The following is a 20,284-nucleotide window of genomic DNA, read 5'->3' on the forward strand; positions in this document are numbered from 1 at the left end:
GGCCCCAGGCGGGAGGAGCCCGCGCCCGCCGCCGCGCGGGCGGCCCCCGGCGGAGCGGCCGCGCGTCGCGCCTCCCGAAGGCGGCGGCGTCGCCGGTCGCGGCGTGATACGGACGGGGACGGCGGGGATCGCGGACGGGGCGGTGTTCTCGGGGGCGGCCCTTCGATGAGACCGGACACGAGACCGCTCGGCGCGCTGCTCGGGATCCTCCTCTGCGCGAGCGCCCGGGCAGGCGGAGGCGCCGGCGGACCACCGGCCGGGGCGTACCTCGCCGCGCAGGCGGACGAGGCGCCGGCGGAGGCCGCGCCGCCGGAGGAGCGAGCGAGCCTGCACTTCCAGGCGACGATCGCCACCCAGGGGCACCCCGCGTTCGGCGCGCGCTACTCCGGCCCGAACAGCCTGCGGTCCTCCCATGAGTCGGCCACGTCCGTCGTGACGGACCTCTTCGGCGGGCTCCGGCTCTGGCGCGGCGCGGAGGCGTACCTCCAGCCGGAGCTCGCCGGCGGGCGCGGGCTCGGCTCGACGCTGGGCGTCGCGGCGTTCCCGAGCGGCGAGGTCTATCGGGTCGGCAACCCGGCCCCGGCCGTCATCGTCGGGAAGCTGTTCCTGCGTCAACGCTTCGGGCTCGGCGGTGGGCGCGTGGCGATCGAGGGGGGACCGACCCAGCTCGCCGGCACCCGCGACCGGGACGTGCTCACCCTGACGGTCGGCAAGGTCTCGACCCCGGACTTCGTGGACTCGAACCCGGTCTCGAACGATCCGCACACTGGGTTCATGAGCTGGGGCCTGTTCGCCGCCGGCGCCTACGACTACCCGGCCGACACGAAGGGGTACACCTGGGGTGCCGCCGCGGACCTGTCCGTCGAGCGGTGGTCCGCGCGCGCCGGGATCTTCCTCGAGCCGAAGGTCGCCAACCAGATGCAGCTCGAGTGGCGCCTCGACCGGGCGCGCGCCTGGGTCGTCGAGGTCGAGCGCCGCTACGCCGTGGCCGGGCGGGAGGGGGCGGCGCGCGTGCTGTTCTTCCTGAACGAGGCCCACATGGGCAGCTACGCGCGGGCGCTGGAGGAGCCCCGGCCCGACGTGACCACGACCCGCGCGTATGGCCGGACCAAGCTCGGGGTCGCGGCGAGCGCGAACCAGGACCTCGGCCACGGGCTCGCCGCCTTCGCGCGCGTGAGCTGGAACGACGGGGAGAACGAGAGCTGGGCCTTCACCGAGATCGATCGCTCGTTCGCCGCCGGCGCGGTCCAGTCCGGCGCGCGCTGGGGGCGCCCGAACGACGAGGCGGGGGCGGCGGTGGTGGTGAGCGGCCTCTCCTCCCTGCACCGCCGCTACCTCGCCGCGGGCGGGCTCGGCTTCATCCTCGGCGACGGGGCGCTCCGCTACGGGCCGGAGGTGCTGGGCGAGGTCTACTATCGGGCGGGCCTCACGCGGGAGATCTCGCTCGGGGCGAACTACCAGCCGATCGTGAACCCGGGCTACAACCGCGACCGCGGGCCCGTCCACGTGCTCACGGGCCGGGTCCACGTGGCGCTCTAGCGCGAGGAAGAGGATGGAGCCGCGCTCCGCAGCCGCGAGCTCGCCGGAAGGCGCAGGGCCGGGCGGCCTCTCCGAGGCCGAGGCGCGGCGCAGGCTCCGCGCGTTCGGCCCGAACCGCCTCGTCGAGCGCCATCGCTGGGAGTGGCTGCGGGATCTCCTGCGGCTGGTGAGCGACCCGATGGCGATCATGCTCGCCATCGCCGGGGCGGTCTACCTGCTCCTCGGCGAGGTGAAGGACGGCGTGATCCTCCTCGCCGCCATCGCGCCGGTCCTCGGGGTGGACGTCCTCCTCGAGGCGCGCTCGCGGGCCGCCCTGAAGAAGCTCGCCGCCGCCGTGAGCCTTCGCGCCCGGGTGCTCCGCGACGGCGCCGAGCGCGAGATCCCGCGCGAGGAGATCGTGCCCGGCGACCTGCTGCTCCTGCGCGAGGGCGATCTCCTGCACGCCGACGGCGTGGTGCGCCGCGCCGCCAACCTCACCCTCGACGAGTCGCAGCTCACCGGCGAGTCCGAGCCGGTCCGCAAGGAGGCGGTCCCCGCGGGCGCGCCCCCGGAGCCGGCCGACGCCGGGCACGCGTTCTTCGCCGGCTCCCTGGTCCTGACCGGCCAGGGGATCGGCGAGGTGACGCGCACCGGGCCGCGCACGCGCTTCGGGCGGATCGCCCACCTCGTCGCCGAGGCCGTCCCCGCCGCGACGCCTCTGCAGCGCAAGACGAGGCGGATGTTCCGCGTCCTCGGCCTCGCCGCGGTGGCGGTCGCGGTGCTGGTCTTCCTGCTCGGCCTGTGGCGCGGGGGCGACGTGTACCACGCGCTGCTCACGGCGCTGTCCGTCGCGATCGCGTCCGTCCCGGAGGAGTTCCCGCTCGTCTTCACCATCTTCCTGTCGATGGGGGCGTTCCGCCTCTCGCGGCGCGGCGTCCTGGTGCGGCGCCTCGCGGCCGTCGAGACCCTCGGCTCGACGACCGTCATCTGCACCGACAAGACCGGCACCCTCACCGCGGGCCGCTTCGCCCTCGACGCCCACGAGGTGCTCTCCCCGCGCGCGTCGGAGGACGCGCTGCTCGAGGCCGCGGTCCTGGCCTGCGAGCCGGAGCCGGCCGACACGATGGAGCGCGCGATCGCGGCACACTGCGGCGAGCACGGCCTGCGGCTCGCTCCGCTCCTCGCCGCGTGGCAGCTCGTCCACGACCACGACTTCGACGCCGTCGGCAAGCACATGTCGCACGTCTGGCGGCGCGCCGAGGGCGGGGCGGAACCATGGCGCCTGTGCGCCAAGGGGGCGCTCGAGGGGATCCTCGAGCACTGCCGCCTGGCCGCCGGCGAGCGCGCCCGCGCCGAGGCGGCGAACGCCGCGCTGGCGGCCAAGGGGATGCGGGTGCTCGCCGTGGCGGAGCGGCGGAGCGCGCACATGACGGGGGTGCGCCAGGAGGACGAGGCGGGGCTGGAGCTGCTCGGGCTGCTCGGCTTCCGGGATCCGCTCCGGCCGGAGGTGCCCGCCGCGGTGGAGGAGTGCGGCCGGGCGGGGATCCGGGTGAAGCTGGTCACCGGCGACCACCCGCTCACGGCCCACGCCATCGCCGACGCGGCCGGGATCCCCCACGCGGACCAGGGCGTCGTCACCGGGGACGAGCTCGACGCGCTCCCTCCTGACGCGCGCGCGGAGCGCATCCGCACCTGCGCGATCTTCGCCCGCGTCCGCCCGGAGCAGAAGCACGCCATCGTGGAGGCGCTCTCGCGCGCCGGCGAGGTCGTCGCCATGACGGGCGACGGCCTGAACGACGCGCCCGCGCTCCGCCGCGCCGACATCGGCGTCTCCTTCGGGATCCGCGGCACGCCGGTGGCCCGCGCCGCGGCCGATCTCGTCCTGCTCGACGACGACTTCGCCGCGCTCGTGGCGACCGTGCGCGAGGGGCGGGCGATCTACGCCAACATCCAGCGCGCGTTCCTCTACCTGCTCTCGTTCAAGCTGCGGGTCGCGGGGCTCGCGCTGCTGGTGCCGCTCGTCGGGCTGCCCGCGCTGTTCCAGCCGGTCCACCTCGTCTGGCTGGAGCTCATCGTCCACCCGGTCTCGGCGCTGGTCTTCGAGGCCGAGCCGCCGCCCCCCGACCTCATGCGCCGCGCGCCGCGCGATCCGCGCGCGCCGCTCGTGCCGGGGCGGCTCGCGGCGCGGTCGCTCGCCTCCGGGGCGATCCTCATGATCGCGGCGCTGTGGGCCTACGCGGCTCACCTCTCGCAGGGGGTCGCCTACGCGCGCAGCCTGGGGGTCGCGGTGGTGATCGCCGGGAGCCTGCTCCAGGTCTGGGCGGAGCGGGCCGGAGACGGGCCGCCGTGGTCGGCGCCGCTCCCGCGGACCTGGCGGTTCTGGGGGGTGTGGGGCGGCGTGGCGCTCTCGCTGCCGCTGTTCATGCACGTGCCGGCCATCGCCGGGATCTTCCAGATCGTGCCGCTCCAGGCGTCGGACTGGGCGCTCGTGCTGGCCGTCTCCGCCGCCTCGGTGGCGTGGCGGGCGCTGCCGCGGCGCAGGCGGTGAGCCGGTCGCCGCGGTCACCCCCCGGCGCCTCGCCGCCGGAGCGCGGCGACGGACGCCGCGAGCACCAGCATCGCGGCGAGCGCCGCCGGCCAGTCGCCCGCCGCGGCGTACGGCGTCGGGACCTGGGCGGAGGGGACCGTCGCGAGGAGGACGTGGTCGTTCCGCTCGCGGGCGGGGAGGCTCGCCCGCACGCGGCCGAGCGGGTCGAACGCCATCGAGGTCGCCGCCCGCACGGGACGCACCACGGACAGGCCGCCCTCGATCGCCCGCACGCGCGCCATGAGCGCGTGCTGCGGATCGATCCCGCGCCAGTCCGAGGAGGGCAGGACGACCAGCCCCGCGCCGCCCCGCGCGTGCGCTCGTGCGAGCGGCGGCGAGTCGTAGTCGTAGCAGATCGCCCCCGCGGCCCGGCCCCACGGCCGGTCGTGCACGGCGAGCGGCGCGCGGCTCCGGAGCGACGGCTCTCCCGGCGGCAGGAAGTGCTTGCCGTAGGTCTCGATCTCCTCGCCGCGCGCGCCGAGCCACCGGTAGACGTTCGCGATCCGGAGGGGCGCCCGGGACACGACGACGCCGTAGGCCATCACGAGATCCACCCGGTGCGCCCGCGCGAACGCGGCGCCGCGCGCGACGAGCGCGGGCTCCTCCTCGCGCTCGACGACCGTCGCGACCTCGTTCCAGGCGACGAGCTGCGCGCCGGCCTCGGCGGCCAGCGCGGACCGCGCGAAGAGCGCGTCCACGTTCCCGCGCAGGTCCGCGATGCTCGTCATGCGTGCCGGGAAGTCCACCGTCACCCCGGCGACGCGCACCGTCGGCGCGCCGTCGTCCCCCGCCGCGAGCCGCAGCGCGCCCCACCCGTGCGCGAGCAGCACCGCCGCGGCGGCCGCGAGCGCGTGCGCCCAGGGCCGCCGCCCCGGCGGGGCGACGAGGAGCGACACGGCGCCGCCGATCGGCCACGCCATCACGAAGCCGACGAGCGCGAGCCCGCCCAGCGAGGCGACCTGGAGCAGCGGCAGGTTCTCGACCTGGCTCGCGGTGGAGATCGCCCACGCGCCGAGGGGCGAGCGCGCGCCGGCGAGGTCGGCGAGGGCGGTCAGCGCGGCGAAGGCGTGGACGCCCCACGCCGGGCCGGCCCGGCGCCGGATCGCGTCCCACAGGACGAGGGTGAGCCAGGTGACGGTTCCCATCGGGACGCCGAAGGCGGCGGCGAACCCCGGGCCGATGGGGGGAGTCACGATCTTGAGGGCCTGCAGCGTGCTGCCGGCCACGCAGGCGGCCCAGAGGAGCGACCGGCCGCGGGCCCCTCGCCACCGCGTGGCGAGGAGCGCGAGGGGCACCGGCGCGAGCCAGCCCGCGAGCGCCACGCCCGCGCGGTTCGCCGCGAGGGCGGTGAGGAGGACGCCCGCCGCGGCGAGGGCCCAGGTGGGGGCGCGATCGGCGAGCGGGCGCGGCGTGCCCTGGGCGGGCGCGGAGCGAGCCCGATCGTGCGCGAGAGTGGTCGGGGTCGTCGGGGGCATGGCGAGCTCCTCCTGCGCCGCAGCAGCTCGATGCGAGCGGGTGCCGACACGGAGGAACCTACGCGCGCCGGGCCCTGCGAGCCTCGCCCCGGGACGCCAATCGTTCGCCCGCCCGCGCCAGCGACACGGCGCGGCCGCGACGCAGGCTCACGTCGAGCGGGGCGGCGGCGCGATAAGCTGCGAAGCGTGGCCGCCACCGTCCTCCCCGTCGCCACCCGCGCGCTCGTCGAGGCGTGCGGGCGCCTCGGGCTCGATCCCGACCGACTGCTCGCCCGCGCCGGGATCGAGCGCGCGCGGCTCGAGGACCCGGACTCCCGCCTCGAGGCCGGGCAGGCGGACGCGGTCTGGCGGGAGGCCCTCCTCGCGAGCGGGGACCCGGCCCTCGCGCTCCGCGCCGCCGAGCAGACGCCCTTCGGCGCCTTCCGTGTCCTCGATTACCTCGGCGCGAGCGGCGCCACCGTCGGCGAGGGTCTCCGGCGCGTCGCGGCCTACTTCCCGCTCGTCGATCCCCGGGCGGCGCTCGCGGTCGAGGAGGAGGCGGGCGGTGCGGTGAGTCTCGTGTTCCGGGCCGTGGGGGGCGGCGCGCTTCCGCCGCAGGCGCAGGAGTACACGCTGGCGATCCTCGCCTCGCGCGTGCGGCAGGTGACGCGCGCGCCCAGGCCGGAGCTCGGCTTCCGCTTCACGTTCTCGCGGCCGGCCCACGCCGCGGAGCACGCGCGGGTTCTCGGCGTCGAGCCCGCGTACGGCGCGCCCGTCGCGGCGCTGGTCCTCTCGCGCGCCACCTGGGACGCGCCGACCTCCGGGGGCGACCCGCGGCTGCTCGCGGCGCTCGACGAGCACGCGCGGGCGCTCCTCGGCCGCGCGTCGGGCGGGGACGGCGCGGCGCGGACGCGTGCCGCCATTTGGGCGGAGCTGACGGGGCGCGAGCCGTCCCTCGCCGCCGTGGCACGGCGCCTCGGGACCTCGCCGCGGACGCTGCAGCGGCGCCTCGAGGAGGAGGGGACGCGCTTCGCAGCGGAGGTGGATCGCGTCCGGCGGGAGCGGGCCGAGTCGCTCCTGACGGCCCCAGACGTCGCGATCGCGGAGGTGAGCTGGCTCGTCGGGTTCGCGGAGCAGAGCGCGTTCACGCGGGCGTTCCGGCGCTGGACCGGGACGTCGCCCAGCGCGTGGCGACGTGAGCACGCCGGCTCGGTGCCGGGGCGTGCCACGCGCCCTCGGTGAAGCCGCGGCCTCGAGCCGGCTGATGCTTCGGCGCGCGCGCCGGCGTCAGCGACGCCGCTTCTGGTACGTCCCCATGAGCTCGACGCGCTCGAGGACGTGCCCCGCCATCGCTTGCTCGAGCTTCGCCTTGGTGGGCGTGCCGAGGTCCCCGAGCGTCCGGTCGAGGGCGTGGAGCTTGAAGAAGTACCGGTGGCGGCCGATGGGCGGGCACGGGCCGCCGTAGCCGGTCCGCTTCCAGTCGTTCAGCCCCTCGCGCGTGCCCGGCGGGAGGCGCGTCAGGGCCTCGGCGAGGCCGGTGGCGCTCGGCGGGATGTCGTAGAGCACCCAGTGGACGTAGGTCATCCTGGGCGCCTTCGGATCCGGCGCGTCCGGATCGTCCACGATGAGCGCGAGGCTCTTCGTGCCGGCCGGGAGGCCCGACCACTCGAGCGCGGGCGAGGCGTCCTTCCCCTCGCAGGTGTGTACGGCCGGGATCTCGCCGCCGGGCGCGAAGGCCGGCGACTTCAGCGTGAGCGCCATGGCTCCTCCTCCCGCCACGCCTCCCCGCGGAACGGCACCGAGGAGGACGGCGCCGAGGGCGACCCCCACGGGCAGGACGCGACACATGCTCTCCATCCTAGCGCTCGCGGGAGGGTGCGGCGCGATCCGACCGTGGCCTCGCCCGCGGGCATTCGCCGGCGGGCTCGATCCCTCGTGTCGCTCCGGAGCGGCTCACCCTTGGAGGCCCCCCAACAGGCTCCCTCTCGTTCGCATGCCCTGCGCTACGGTTGCGGGCGACGAACGGTGAAGCCCCCGGAGGCTCTCGGAGATGCCTCGTGTGCTGCGCGTCGCTGCAGCCGTCGTAGGCGCGCTCTCGGTGGTGTCCGGGTGCGCCACCGGGCGAGCGCGAGACGCGAACACCGCCACGCCCTCGGCGGCGACGCGGGCAGGAGGCCTCATGCACCTGGACGAGTCCGCCTCCGGCACCGAGCTGCGGCTCCGCGCCGGGGACACGCTCGAGGTGACGCTCGCCGAGACGCCCACGACCGGCTACCGCTGGCGGCTGGTCTCGGACGGGGCACCCGCATGCCGCGCCGGCTCGGATCGGTTCGAGCCGCCCTCGTCGATGACGCCGGGAGCTCCGGGCCGCCACACGTTCACGTTCACGACCGTCCAGCGCGGCGCCGGGGAGATCGTGCTCGTGTCCGTGCGGTCGTTCAGCGGGGCCGAGCCCGCGCGCCGATTCAGCGTGCACGCCGTCGTCGAGTGACGGCGGCGCGCCCGCGCCCGCGGGAGCGGTGCCGCCTATTCGCTCTGACGCACGGCTCGTTGTAGTAGATGAACAGCCTGGACGGGATGAAGCCCGGGCTCTTCTTCTCCTTGCTCCGCACGTACTGCACCGCGGCCGCGATGGCGTTGCCGGTACAGCTGCCGAGATCGTCCTGATCGTACGCGTCGGGGAACAAGTTCGTGTCGCGGAGGTCCATCTTGGACGGGAGTGTCTGCAGGTTGACGATCGGGGCCGCGTACATCAGGTCGCGGTGATCCGGGAGGTCCCGGATCCAGCCATATCGCTGAACCTTGTACGTCCGGAGCTGCTGGGGCATGGCGTCCTCCTTCGGGTCGGCGGATGCATACCCGGACCCAACGTCGGATCCACCGCCGGTGGGAGCCACGCTTCCGGTGGATCCTGCTCCGGGGATGAGCGTCGCTCCGGCGTCGAGGTCGCCGACCGACCCACGGACGGCGAGGCGGGCGCGCACGAATCGGCGCGCGCGGGCTGCGTCCCGTCGAACACCAGGAGTGCCACCCAGAGGCCTTCAGGGGAGCAGACGATCGTCCTGCTCTGGACCGCTCGGTTGCCGTCGTCAGGGGCTCCTCGTAGGCTGACGCCTCCAGACCGGCGCGCGAGCCGGCCCTCCCGCGGAGATCCCATGGCCACCGAAGACGAACTCAGGTCGGAGCTCGAGCGCCTCAAGGCGGAGAACGCGACGCTCAAGGCGCGCGGCAGCAAGGGCATCTCGATGAAGGTGAGCGAGAAAGGGGCCGTCTCCGTGTACGGCCTCGGCCGCTTCCCGGTGACGCTCTACCAGGAGCAGTGGCTGAAGCTCCTCGACATCGCGGACGACATCCGCGCGTTCGTGAAGGAGCACGAGAAGGAGCTCAAGAAGAAGGAGTGAGCGGGCGCGCACCGCCGTGCACGCCGGACGGCCTCGACTAGATCGTAAGCCGGGCCGGTCGGGACCTTTGGGAGCGAGGCGGCACGCGATCCGAACGCTCGGGTGACCGTCCGGCGAGGGGGCTCGACATGCCACGCGCGAAGGCACTCGTGATCCGGGTCGAGGACCGCCCGGGGATGCTCGGCGAGATCGCGTCCGCTCTCGGAGCGGCCAAGGTGAACCTCCGGGCCGTGCACGGGGGCAAGGAGGGCGATCAGGGGGTGGTCCGCCTGGTGGTGGACAAGGCCGCGACGGCGAGGCGGGTGCTCGCCGCCCACGGCTGGATGCCCGAGGTGGAGGAGATCCTCGAGGTGGAGCTCGCCGACAAGCCGGGCACGCTCGGCGAGGTGGCGAGGCTGCTCGGCGACGCCAAGGTGAACATCCAGTATGTGTTCGTGAGCACCACCGGCGGGCGGAAGGCGACCGCGTTCCTCGCGGTGTCCGACCTGAAGGCGGCGCTGAAGGCGCTCAGGTGACGGCCCGATCCGGAGGCGGCCGCCGCCAGGGTCGGCGTCCGCCTCTTCAATCGGTCCCGCGCCGCGTCCGCTGACTACGCGTCAGTGAACGGGCGGCGGCGCCGCGGCCTCGCGGCCCTGCGCCGGGGCCCGGAGTCCAAGCTGCGACAGGAGCGTCGCGGCGTCGAAGTACATCCGCGACTCGGTGATCTTCCCGCTGCGGAGCTTGAACACCTGCACGCACGGCACCTCGACCTTGCGCCCGGTCGGCGCGAGATCGCCGGTCGGCCCCTTGAGCAGGCCGGTGTGCGTACCGCGGCCCGTGAACTCCGCGATCACGCAGTCGCCCTGCCCGATGAGGCTCGTCAGCTCGCAGGTCGCGTCAGGGAACGCCCTGATCCACATCTCCGCGTCCTCGCGGAAGCCGAGCTTCACGTCGTACGGCACGTTCAGGGTCTTCGCGTCCGGATATGCACAGGAAGCGAGCTTGTCCAGGTCCTTCGCGTTGAAGGCGTCGATCACGTCCCGGACGATCGCCGTGAGATCCAAGGTAGCCATACCTTCCCCCTTTCTCGATCGACCTTCATCGATCGATCCGGATCAATCCTAGGGACGAAGGCCGGGATTGCACGTACACGTACAGTACGGCTCTCGCCGAGCGGGAGCGCGGCGGCCGGCGCGTGACGCGGGCGCCGCGCGTGGCGCCACGGCGGTTGCCGCGCGCACGGGCCGGCGCGCGTGCTCCCTGCCGCCCCGCCGGCCTGCCTCCTCACTGGCGCGCCGCTGACGCCTTCGCGAAGCGTCCACGGCGAGGTGCGAGCGAGCGGATCGGCGGGCGCCTCTGCGGGCGCCGGAGCCGCGTGGCGCCCCCGGAACGACGCGCGGGCCGGGGCCCGGCGCGCTCGAGCGCTTGCGGCCGGGGCGCGAAGGCGCCCTGAGCGCGATCTAGCTCACGCGCCAGCGCCGGACCCACTCGGGGAGGAGCGGGGTCGACAGCTCCCACTCGACCGTGATCGGCCGCTCGCCGCGGTGAGCGCGCGGCTCGACCGCGCCGAGGAACCGGAACGCGCTGGTCACGCCGCGGGAGTCCTTCTTGGACTCGCGGACGAACAGGAGCGGCGTGACGCCGACCTCGGCCGGGCGCAGGTGGCGCTGGCCGTCTTCGCTGTCCTCCCGGGTGCGCGACTGCGACTGCCACTGGAAGCGCGTCTCGCTCAACGGGAAGTCGGCGTACTGGAGGTGCTCGTGCTTCTGGTCCCCCTTGTCGAGGGTGACGAGGAGCAGGTCGTAGCGGCCGCCGCAGACCGGCTCGACGCCCGTGTAGAAGTTCTTGTAGCGCCCCTCGCCGCGGGTGATCGCCTCGAACGCGGCGCTCAGCTCCACGTCGAGGTAGCGGCCGTGGACGACGAGCGGGATCTCCGGAGGGAGCGCCGCGGGGTGGGGCCTCGAGTCGGCGCGCCGCTCGAGGACAGGGAGGAGCTGCCGCAGCTCCTCCCGCAGCGTGGCGTGCGACCGCCACTCGGCGAGCAGGTCGTCGAGCCGGGAGGCCTCGAACCGGCCATGGAGCACGACGAACAGCATCGCCGCGATCCTGCGCTCGAGCGCGGAGCGCGGCGGCTCGAGCGCGACGAGCCGCTTCCAGACCGACAGCCGGAGGGGATCGCTCGCGTGCAGGAGCTTCTGGACGTTCGCCAGCGCCTCGCGCTCCGCCGTTCCCGCAGGGAGCTGCGCGAGCCCGACGTCCGCCCGGAGCGACGTCCACGACCGGCCGCCCCGGTACAGGTCGAGCGGATCCACCTCGGTCTCCCGGAGGAAGGCCTCCAGATCCCAGCCCCGCTCGCGGTGCGCGCCAAGGAGTGCGCGCAGCCCGTCCAGGCTCGACGGGATGGCGCGCTTCACGCGCTCGAGGACGTCCCGCTGCGCCCGCTCCTCGAACTGGAGCACGCAGCCGGACGGCAGCCGGCCGAAGCCCTTCTCGAGGAACTCGCGCAGCTCCCGAGGCGTGTGGCCGAGGAGCTCGCGGAGGTGCCGGTCGAAGCGGAACCTCGGGTGCTGGAGGCCGGTCACGTCGAGGACGGTGAGGATGTCCTTGTCCCGCGTGCGCCGGAGCCCCCGTCCGAGCTGCTGCAGGAAGACGGTGGTGCTCTCGGTCGGCCGGAAGAAGAAGAGCGTGTTCACGTCGGGGATGTCCACGCCCTCGTTGAAGAGGTCCACCACGCAGAGCACCTGGACCCTCCCGCTCGTCAGGTCCCCCTTGGCCCGGTCGCGCTCCTCGCGCGGGGTGTCGGCGGTGAGCGGCCGCGCGGCGAGCCCGAGCGCGGAGAGGCGGTCCGCCACGACGCGCGCGTGGGCCTTGTCCACGCAGAACGCGAGCGCGCGGATCTGCTCGGGTCGCGCGACGCGCTCGCGGATGGCGCGCGTGACGGCCCGCACCCAGAGCTCCTGGGCGTCGATGAGGCGCCGCGACAGGTCGGACTCGACGTACCCGCCGTCCCACCTCACGTCCGACAGGTCGAGCCCGTCCACGTCGAGCACGAAGTAACGGAATGGGACGAGGATCTGCTGCTGGATGGCGTCCCAGACGCGGAGGTTGCCGACGTACGGACGAGGGAAGTGCTCCTCGTAGAGGCGCGCGTCCGCCCGCTCCGGCGTGGCGGTGAGCCCGACGAGCTGCTTCGGGCGGAGCCGATCCAGGAGCTCGGCGTAGCTCGGCGCCGCCGCGTGGTGCACCTCGTCCACGATCACGTGGTCGAACGCGGTGGGGTCGAGCGCGGTCGCCTGGGCCAGCGCCTGGATGGACGCGAACACGTGTCGCCCCGCCTCGGGGCGCTGCCCGTCCACCCAGAGCTCCCCGAAGTGCTGGCGCCGCAGCACGTGCCGGAAGACGCGCATCGACTGCTCCAGGATCTCCTTGCGGTGCGCGACGAAGAGGAGGGAGTCGACCTGCCCCGCGCGGAGGAGCTGCTCGTAGTCGAACGCGGCGACGAGCGTCTTGCCGGTCCCGGTCGCGGCGACGACCAGGTTGCGCGTCCGCCCCGCCGCGCGCGCGTCCTGCAGCTCGCGGAGAATGGGCTTCTGCCACTCCTTGGGCTCGAGATCGAAGGCGAAGAAGTCGGTCGTGCGCTCCGCCTCGGAGAGGGCCCGGACGAGCCGGCGCGTCGCGGCGTCCGTCCCGTCGAACGGCTCGAAGCGGTCGGCGTCCACCCAGTAGCTCTCGAAGACGTCCCGCATCTCCTCGAAGAGGGCGGGCTGGTCGGCCTGGGCGAGCCGGACGTTCCACTCGAGCCCCTCGGTCTGCGCGGCGTGCGAGAGGTTCGAGGAGCCCACGTAGGCCGTCGAGTACTCGCTGCTCCGGTGGAAGAGCCACGCCTTCGCGTGCAGGCGGGTCGTGGTGTCGTCGTACGAGACGCGCACCTCGGCGCCGAGGCGGTGCAGCAGCTCGATCGCCTTCACCTCCGTCGCCCGCATGTAGGTGGTCGTGAGGACGCGGAGGGGACGGCCGAGCGCGCGGTGGCGCTCGATGAGGGGGCGGAACTTGTCGAGCCCGCTCAGCTTGATGAAGGAGCAGAGGAGGTCGATCCGGTCCGCGCTCGCGAACTCGCTCGCCAGGTGCGAGAGCACGCTCTCACCGTGCGCGTTCGTGAGGAGCCCGGAGGAGAGCAGCGAGCCGCGAGGGGGCCTGCTCGACGTCGGCCCACGCCCGGGGGCTCGCTCCGCGATCCCGTGCAGGATCCGGTCGCGAAGGACGGTCTCCCCAGGCCGGAACGGTCCCCCGTCGCCGACGCGCTCGAGGATCGCGCGGGCGACGGCGATCTTCTCGAGCGCGTTGCTCTTCGCCTCGATGGCGATGCGTGCGGCGTCGCGCACCAGCGTGACGAGCTGCTCGTCCACGTCGGAGTCCTTCCCGACAGTCGCGATCTCGATCGCGTGGGTCTCCTCGAGCCTCGCGAGGCGAGCCTCGAGCGCCTCGGAGACCACCTCGTCGTAGACCCCGACAGGGAGCTCGGCGTGCGAGCGGCGCCAGATGGACACGGTTCGTGCTCCGGATCTTCGTGAGAAGGGGCTCGAGCCTACCCGGAGACGGACACGCGCGGGAGAGGCGCCTGCGCCTCGTCTTCGGTGGGCTCAACCGTGCGTCACCCACCTCACGGTCCCCTCCGCCGTGAACAGCAGCCCCGCCTCGATCTCGCCCTCCCTCGCGACGCCGAGGGCGACGAGCATCCGCGCGTAGCTCCGGACCTGCTCGACGTACGCGGCGTGCGTCGCGTGCACGTCACCGGCGGGCGGGGCGTCGGTCTTGAAGTCCACCACGGCGATCCGGCCGCCGCGCGTGCCGAGGAGGTCCACGTAGCCCTGCACGAGCTTGCCGTCCGCCGCGAGCGCGACCGGGTACTCGAGCTGGAGATCCGCGCCGGGCGGGCGGCGGAGCCCCGCGGCCGCGAGCGCGGCGAGCGCCCGCCTGACGTCCTCGATCGCCTCGGCGTGCCGCTCGGCGAGGCCGCTCGCGGAGGCCGCGCGCGCGACGGCGGCGGCGGGTGAGAGCGCCGCGTCGCGGAGCGCGAGGCCGATCGCCGCGTGGACCGTCTCGCCGAACACCGGGCCGAAGCGGCTCCTCCGCTCGGGGCGCGGCAGGCCGGCCTCGCCCGGGCGCTCGGCGGCCTCGATCCTCGCGTGCGCCTCGGCCGTGACCGCGCCCGGCGTGAACCGCGGCCGCGCCGCGTCCGCCACGGCCGCCTTCCACGCGGCGTGGACCTCGGCCGCGAGATCGGAGGCGTCGCCGGTCGGGCGCGTCGCGGGGGCCGGGAGCGCGCTCGCCCACGCCGGCTCGGCGTCGAGCGCGTAGGGCTCGAGCGCCTCCATCAGCGCCGGCGGCGCGCCCGCGACCAGGCGGCCGGTGACGCGGCGCGGGTCGGGCTCGCCCGCCACGGGCAGGACGAGCAGATCGCGCGCGCGGGTCGCGGCCACGTAGACGAGCCGGAGCCGCTCGGCGTCGAGGTACCGCTGCTCGCGCGCCGCGACCTCGCCGTCCGCGGGCTCGTCCCAGACGAGGCCGTCGAGCGCGATCCCCCAGGACCGGCCGGTCCGATCGATCACGAACGGGCTCCGGACGGCGCGCGCCGCGAGGTCGGCGCACGCGTCCCAGAGCACGACGATGGGGAACTCGAGCCCCTTCGCCTGGTGGACGGTGAGGATCTGCACCGCCTCGCTCGCGACCGGCCGCGGGGGATCGAGGGGCACGGGATCTTCCACCCACGCCCTGAGCCGCGCCGTGGCGGCGTCGAAGTCGAGCCCCTCGGCCGCGAGGGCGTCGAGCGCGAGGCAGAGCTCCCGGAGCGCCTCGAGCCGCTGCGCCCCGTTCGGCCCGAGGGCGGCGGCGCGGCCGAACGCGGTCCGCTCGAGGAGGTCGCGGGCGGTCGCGCCCGGCGAGCGCGCGAGCCGCTCCCGGCGGAGCTCGCCGACGAGCTCGAGCGCGGCGCGGGCCCTGAGCACGCCGGGGTGGGTCGAGGTCTCCTCCGCGGCGCGAGCGCGCGCGAGGTCATCCAGGTCCAGCGCGAAGAACGGCGGCCGGAGCAGCGCGGCCTGGGCGACGCCGTCGTCCCGGTCGGCGAGGGCCCGGAGCCCGAGCAGGAACTGCTGGTGGAGCGGATCGCCGAGGAAGAGCGAGCCGCCGCGCGCGGCGTACGGCACGCCGAGCCGGTCCAGCTCGGGGAAGAGGAGCGGCAGGTTGCTCGTGGCGGTGACGAGGATCGCGACGTCGCCGAAGCCGGCCGGACGTGGCGCGCCGGTCGCGGGATCGACGATGGCCCGCCTCTCCCCGTCGACGAGCCAGCGGAGCCACGCCGCGAGGGCCTTCGCCTCGGTGGCGCGGAAGACCGGCTTCCGCCCGTCCTCGGCGGCGAGCGGCAGGAGCTGGACCGCGGTGGCGGCGTGGCCCTCGCGCCCGGCGAGGAGCGGCTCGTTCGCGACCGTCCCGGCGTCGGGATCGAAGACGGGCTTCCCCTCGACCGGGCGGCCCAGCAGGTCATCGAAGCGCGCGTCGAGCCACTCGACCAGCGCGGGCTCGCTCCGGAAGTTGGCCTGGAGCTTCGCGACGACCGGTCGTGGCTCGCCTCGCTCGATGATCGCCCGCACGGCCGCGTACACCCCGATGTCGGCGCGGCGGAAGCGGTAGATCGACTGCTTCGGGTCGCCCACGATGGTGAGCTTCCCCGGCGCGAGCGCGACGTCGCTCCAGTCCGCCGCGATCGCGCCACGCTCGCACAGGTAAAGGACGATCTCGGCCTGGAGCGGGTCGGTGTCCTGGAACTCGTCCACCATCACGTGGTCGAACAGCGCCTGGTAGCCGGCGCGGACGGCGAGGTCGTCGCGCAGCAGGTCCCGGAGCTCGATGAGCAGATCGAGCTGATCGACCGCGCGGTGACGCGCCTTCACCTGGCCGTACATCGCCACGACCGCGGGCGCGGCGGCGACGAGGCGGCGCGCGAGCCAGCCCGCGAGCGGGCGGAGGAGGTCCTCGTGCAGCGAGCCCTCGCGGAGCGCCTTCTTCCCGTCGTCGCCGAGGAACGCCTTGTAGAGGGCCCACCCGGCGTCGTCGTCGGGGAAGTCCGCCTTCTTGCCGAGCTTGTCCGGCGGGCCGCAGCGCAGCAGCTCCTTCAGGACGAGGACCGGATCCTCCTCTTCGCGGACGCGCTCCAGCCGGCGCCCGGTCGCCGCGATCCAGCGCGAGCCGCGCCCGTCCCCCCTCGACGCCTTCGCGTGGCCGACGAACTCGTCCACGAGGTCGCGGACCTTGCCGAGGTCGGGCCGCCGTGCGGGCGGGACCACCGGCGGGACGTCGCGCGTCCGCACCAGCGCCTCGACCAGGCAGTCGAGCCCGGCGATCTCGCCGTGGTCGTGCACGCGCCGCTCGGCGCGGACGCCGGCGCGGAGCGCGTCCAGGAAGGCGGACTGCGCGGCCTCGGCGACCTCCGCGTCCACGCGGCCGGCGAGCTCCGCCGCGAGCGTCCCCGCCTCCACGGCGTGCAGGAGGGCCGCGAACGCCTCCGCGACGAGCGGCCCCTCGTCCTCCACGACGTCGTAGGACGGCGAGAGCCGCGCCTCGACGGGCCGCAGCCGGAGGAGGCGATCGGCGAACGAGTGGATGGTCCCGACCGGCGCGGTGTCGAGCGCCGCGAGCGCGCCGGCGAGCCGCTCGCGCCGGACGTCGGTCAGGTCCGGGCGGGCCAGCTCGCGGAGGAGGGCCTCGCGGATCCGGAGCCGCAGCTCGCCCGCCGCCTTCCGGGTGAACGTGATCGCCGCGACCCGGCCCAGGGCGAGCGCCGGGCCGTCGTCGGCCGGGGCGACGAGCTCGACGAGGCGGGCCACGAGCAGCGTCGTCTTGCCTGTCCCCGCGCCCGCGTCGGCGATGACGTTCACGCCGCGCGCGTGGACGGCGGCGTCGCGATCCTGCTGGTCGGGTGCGGGCCTCCGCGTGCTCATCCCTCGTCCTCCTCGCCGACCCGCTTGAGCGCGCCGAACCGCGCGAGCGGCCCGTCCTCCACCTCCGCGAGCGCCTCCCGGGCGCGCGCGGCGGCGCCGTCGCCGCAGAGCACGTGGAACGGACAGTACGCACAGTCGTCCTCGTCGGCGGACGGCGGGAACGCCCGCGCGTGGAGGAGGTGCGCCGCGGTGGCGAGCCACTCGCTCGTCGCCTTCTCGAGCGCCGCCGCGTCGGCGCGGAACGCCCGCTCCATCACCTCGCCCCGGCCGTCCGCGTACGCGTAGGCGACCGCGACCTTCGCGGGCGTCCCCCACTGCTTCGCGAGCTTCCGAGCTGCGAGCTGGTAGAGGCCGAGCTGGATGTCCCGGAGCGGCGTGGGGCCGGCCTCGGCCTTCACCCGCGGGTGCGCCTTGCCGGACTTGAGGTCGCGCACGACGGCCACGCCGTCCTCGACGTCCACGCGATCGATGTACCCGTGCACGTGGAGCGTCGCCCCGCCGGCGGCGACCGCGAGCGGCGCGGGGGTGCCGAAGGGGAGCTCCACGCCGACGAAGCGGCGCCCGGCGCCCTCCCAGTCGTACCGGAGGAACGCCCCCACCGCGTCGTGGAGCCGGTCGCGCTCCTTGCGGCGCACGCCCTCCCCGACGAGCGGGTACTCGCAGAGGAACGCGTCGAGCTCGCGATCCGCCACCGCGTCGGCGAGCTTCAGCCACTTCTTCGCCGTCCCCTCGCGCCGCGAGAACGCGGGCCCGTGCTCCCGGTAGAAGACCTCGACCACCCGGTGGAGGAGGCTCCCGAACGCGGTCGCGTCGAGCTCGCGGAGCGACGGCGCGCCGGCGGGCTCCTCCCAGCCGAGGATGCGGCGCATGAGGAACATGCGCGGACACTGGAGGAGCTGCTGGAGCGCGGAGGCGGAGATGGGCCGCTCCGGGACGACGCCCGGGATCGGCGGGAAATGGTCGCCGGCCCCGAGCACGCCGTCCCCTGGGCCGAGCGGGCCCGCGGGGGCGCGGAGCGCGGCGACGCGGCCGAGATCGAGGAGCGGCGCGCCGGTCCACTCCGGAGGGAGGGCCGGATCGACCCGCGCCACGCGGTCGAGCCAGCTCGCGTCCGTGACCGGGTGCGCCGCGCGGAAGGCGGCGGCGGCGCGCGCCGCGGGGCGGAAGTGGTCCCGGCGGAGGGCGGCGCCGTCCGGCACCGGGTCGGCGGGCCTCCCGGTGTCCGCCCGTGGGCGCGCGAGCGCGGCCGCCGCGTCGATGAAGATCGAGCTCGGCTCGCGCTCGGTCCGGGCGAGATCCACGCGCGGCGCCGAGAGGGCGATCGCCTCGCGGCCGCCCTGGACGGCGGCGACGAGCGCGTGCACCTGGGCCGAGACGCGGTCCTCGGCGCGCGCGATCACGCGCCCGGCCGCCGCCCGCTCGAGCGCCTCGCGGAGGGCGGCAGGTACGACCGGATCCTCTCGCGGCCGCGACGGGAGCACGCCCTCGCACAGGCCGATCACCCGCACGGCGGCGAAGTCGAGCCCCGCCGCGCCGGCCACCGTGCCGACGTACACCGCCGGCTCGCCGAACCGGCCCCGCGGGATGCGCAGCGCGAGCAGGTGATCCTCGATCACCTCGAGCGCGTCCTCGCCCGCGAGCGCCTTCCCGAGGCGGCCGGCGCAGGCCGGCGCGATCGCCTCGAGGAGGCGCGCTGGAAGGGCGGCACCGTCGCCGGGCGCGAGCAGCCAGCGCGCGAGGAAGCCGCCGAAGACGTCGGCGACGGCCGCGAGCGACGCCTCGTCCACGACGGCGCGGGCGACGCCGACGAGTGCGTCGAGGGCGGGGCGGATCGCGCGGAGGTTGCGGAGGGTGCGCTCGAGGCGCCAGCCCTCCCGCGCCGCGGAGTCCTCGTCCGTCCGGGCGCGGGCCAGCGCCGCCTCGAGCTCGAGCGCGCGCGCCGCGGCCCGCTCCTGCCACGCGAGCGCGCCCTGCGGGTGAGCCGCGTTGCCGCCGACGGTGCCGAGGCCGAAGGCGAGCTCCATCGCCTCGCCATGGGTGAGGTGGGTGCGGCCCCCGTCGCCGTCGAGCCGGAGCGCGGGGAGGACCGGCGCGAGCGCGTCGGCGGAGAGGTGCGAGCGGAGCGCGCGCAGCACCGCGAGGACACGCGCGCCCGCCGTCGTCGAGATCGCCGGCAGCCCGCCCGCCACGTACACCGGGAGCGGTCCGCCCTCGAAGGGGAGGCGCGCCAGGCGATCCGCCACGAGCTGCGCGAGCGGATCCTGGGCGGGGACGAGGACGGCGAGCTCCTCGAGCGGCCGGCGCGCCTCGAGGACCTGGCGCGTCACCCAGAGCGCGGTCGCATCGAGCTCCGCCTCCACGCCCGCGTGCTCCTCGAGCTCGACGGTCCCGTCCGGGCCGCGGCTCCGCGGGCGGTCCGGAGCCGCGAGGACCGCGGCGTCGGCGAAGAGGTAGGTCGCGAGGAGGTCGCGCTCGATCGGCGCGGCCGGTTCGGCCGGCGGTGCCGCGGCGGCCCGGGTCGCCGTGGCCGCCGCCGTTCGCGGGTCGGGCGCCGCTTCGCCGGTGGTGGCCGGACCCGTCGTCGGTCGCCCTGAGCCCGAAGGGCGATTTGGGAGGGAAGCGAGCGCTCTCATCGCCTCGGCGCCGTAGAGCGTCTCGAGGCGACGGGCGTGCCGCGCCGAGAGGGGCCGCAAGGCCCGGAGCGCGAGCGTGAGCTCCGGGATCGCCGAGAGGAACCGTGCGTGGACCGCGTCCTCGTGGCCGGTGGCGAGCGCGAGCGTCGATCCGGCGAAGGGCCAGGCGCGCCCGTCGCGCTGGAGGAGGGCCGTCGCCTCGCGGTACAGGCGCGCCGTGCTCCAGGACGTCCCCGCTTCGGCGAAGACGCGCTCCCAGACGCGCGCGAGATCACGCGTCGGCGCCGCGTCGGCCGGGAGGTCGTCCGGGCCGAGCCCCGCGGCCTCGAGCTCGGCGATCGCGGCGGCGAAGGCGTCGTCCCATCCGCGCGTCGTGCGGAGGAGGTCGAGGTCGAAGTGCTCGAGCGGGAGATCCTCGTGGAAGAGCGCGAGGAGGCGCGCCGGCCGGAGCCCGTCCTCGCCCGGCGAGAAGGGCACGCCCGCCGTCCGGAGCACCTCGAGAGCCGCAGAGAGCGGCCCCAGGAAGCGCGTCCCCGCGAGCACCCCGCCGCGCCCCGACCGCGCCAACGCGCGGCGGAGGGCGTGCGCGTGCCGCTCAGACGGGACGAGGACCAACCGCGAGGGGAGCGGCCCCGGCGCCGGCAGCGCCGCGATGGCGTTGGCCCAGGAGGCGAGGGGGTCGATGACGGTGAGCTTCATGCTGGAGAGGAGATGCTAC

13 protein-coding genes are annotated in these 20,284 nt (G+C 75.5%); 6 read left to right on the plus strand and 7 right to left on the minus strand.

What is annotated here, in order from left to right:
• Nucleotides 1–165 precede the first annotated feature (165 nt).
• Together MNZ27_RS06685 and MNZ27_RS06690 are read left to right on the plus strand one after the other, a co-directional pair.
• On the plus strand, nucleotides 166–1,539 hold the full coding sequence (locus MNZ27_RS06685) for a carbohydrate porin (RefSeq protein ID WP_242393265.1): 1,374 nt from the start codon (nucleotides 166–168) through the stop codon (nucleotides 1,537–1,539).
• Nucleotides 1,540–1,552: 13 nt separating this feature from the next.
• Nucleotides 1,553–4,066, plus strand: coding sequence for a cation-translocating P-type ATPase (locus MNZ27_RS06690; protein WP_242393266.1), 2,514 nt, complete (start codon nucleotides 1,553–1,555; stop codon nucleotides 4,064–4,066).
• Between the two features lie 14 nt (nucleotides 4,067–4,080).
• On the opposite strand, the gene MNZ27_RS06695 is transcribed toward MNZ27_RS06690, so the two are convergent.
• Nucleotides 4,081–5,580 carry a nitrilase-related carbon-nitrogen hydrolase gene (locus tag MNZ27_RS06695; protein WP_242393267.1) on the minus strand — a complete coding sequence of 500 codons (1,500 nt, stop codon included), beginning with the start codon at nucleotides 5,578–5,580 and terminating at the stop codon, nucleotides 4,081–4,083.
• Between the two features lie 186 nt (nucleotides 5,581–5,766).
• Here MNZ27_RS06695 and MNZ27_RS06700 point away from each other — a divergent pair, with 186 nt between their 5' ends.
• Nucleotides 5,767–6,801: an AraC family transcriptional regulator gene (locus MNZ27_RS06700; RefSeq protein WP_242393268.1), complete on the plus strand. Its 1,035-nt coding sequence runs from the start codon at nucleotides 5,767–5,769 to the stop codon at nucleotides 6,799–6,801.
• Between the two features lie 45 nt (nucleotides 6,802–6,846).
• Here the strand turns inward: MNZ27_RS06700 and MNZ27_RS06705 are convergent, their stop codons facing one another.
• Entirely contained in the window at nucleotides 6,847–7,320 is a 474-nt protein-coding gene (locus MNZ27_RS06705; protein WP_242393269.1) for a YbhB/YbcL family Raf kinase inhibitor-like protein, read from the minus strand.
• Nucleotides 7,321–7,738: 418 nt separating this feature from the next.
• Here MNZ27_RS06705 and MNZ27_RS06710 point away from each other — a divergent pair, with 418 nt between their 5' ends.
• Nucleotides 7,739–8,050, plus strand: a complete 312-nt coding sequence (locus tag MNZ27_RS06710; protein ID WP_242393270.1) for a protease inhibitor I42 family protein — start codon at nucleotides 7,739–7,741, stop codon at nucleotides 8,048–8,050.
• On the opposite strand, the gene MNZ27_RS06715 is transcribed toward MNZ27_RS06710, so the two are convergent.
• Nucleotides 8,025–8,387, minus strand: a complete 363-nt coding sequence (locus MNZ27_RS06715) for a C1 family peptidase (protein ID WP_242393271.1) — start codon at nucleotides 8,385–8,387, stop codon at nucleotides 8,025–8,027. The two genes, MNZ27_RS06710 and MNZ27_RS06715, sit on opposite strands and share 26 nt — an antisense overlap.
• Before the next feature lie 327 nt (nucleotides 8,388–8,714).
• On the opposite strand from MNZ27_RS06715, the gene MNZ27_RS06720 reads away from it, so the two are divergent.
• Both MNZ27_RS06720 and MNZ27_RS06725 read left to right on the plus strand, forming a co-directional pair.
• On the plus strand, nucleotides 8,715–8,960 hold the full coding sequence (locus MNZ27_RS06720) for a hypothetical protein (protein WP_242393272.1): 246 nt from the start codon (nucleotides 8,715–8,717) through the stop codon (nucleotides 8,958–8,960).
• Nucleotides 8,961–9,088: 128 nt separating this feature from the next.
• Nucleotides 9,089–9,475, plus strand: a complete 387-nt coding sequence (locus MNZ27_RS06725; protein WP_242393273.1) for an ACT domain-containing protein — start codon at nucleotides 9,089–9,091, stop codon at nucleotides 9,473–9,475.
• Between the two features lie 81 nt (nucleotides 9,476–9,556).
• Here MNZ27_RS06725 and MNZ27_RS06730 read toward each other — a convergent pair whose 3' ends face one another.
• From MNZ27_RS06730 to MNZ27_RS06745, 4 genes are all read right to left on the minus strand, one after another.
• Complete coding sequence (locus MNZ27_RS06730; protein WP_242393274.1) at nucleotides 9,557–10,012, minus strand: ester cyclase; 456 nt, start codon at nucleotides 10,010–10,012, stop codon at nucleotides 9,557–9,559.
• A 387-nt stretch (nucleotides 10,013–10,399) separates the two neighbouring features.
• Nucleotides 10,400–13,486: a DUF3427 domain-containing protein gene (locus MNZ27_RS06735; protein WP_242393275.1), complete on the minus strand. Its 3,087-nt coding sequence runs from the start codon at nucleotides 13,484–13,486 to the stop codon at nucleotides 10,400–10,402.
• Nucleotides 13,487–13,579: 93 nt separating this feature from the next.
• Complete coding sequence (locus tag MNZ27_RS06740) at nucleotides 13,580–16,933, minus strand: UvrD-helicase domain-containing protein (protein ID WP_242393276.1); 3,354 nt, start codon at nucleotides 16,931–16,933, stop codon at nucleotides 13,580–13,582.
• Nucleotides 16,930–20,265 (minus strand): PD-(D/E)XK nuclease family protein, encoded by a 3,336-nt coding sequence (locus MNZ27_RS06745; RefSeq protein WP_242393277.1) that lies wholly within the window; start codon nucleotides 20,263–20,265, stop codon nucleotides 16,930–16,932. Before MNZ27_RS06745 ends, MNZ27_RS06740 begins: the two co-directional genes overlap by 4 nt.
• Between the last annotated feature and the right edge of the window lie 19 nt (nucleotides 20,266–20,284).

This window comes from Anaeromyxobacter oryzisoli (assembly GCF_022690765.1).
GTDB classification, from domain to species: domain Bacteria; phylum Myxococcota; class Myxococcia; order Myxococcales; family Anaeromyxobacteraceae; genus Anaeromyxobacter; species Anaeromyxobacter oryzisoli.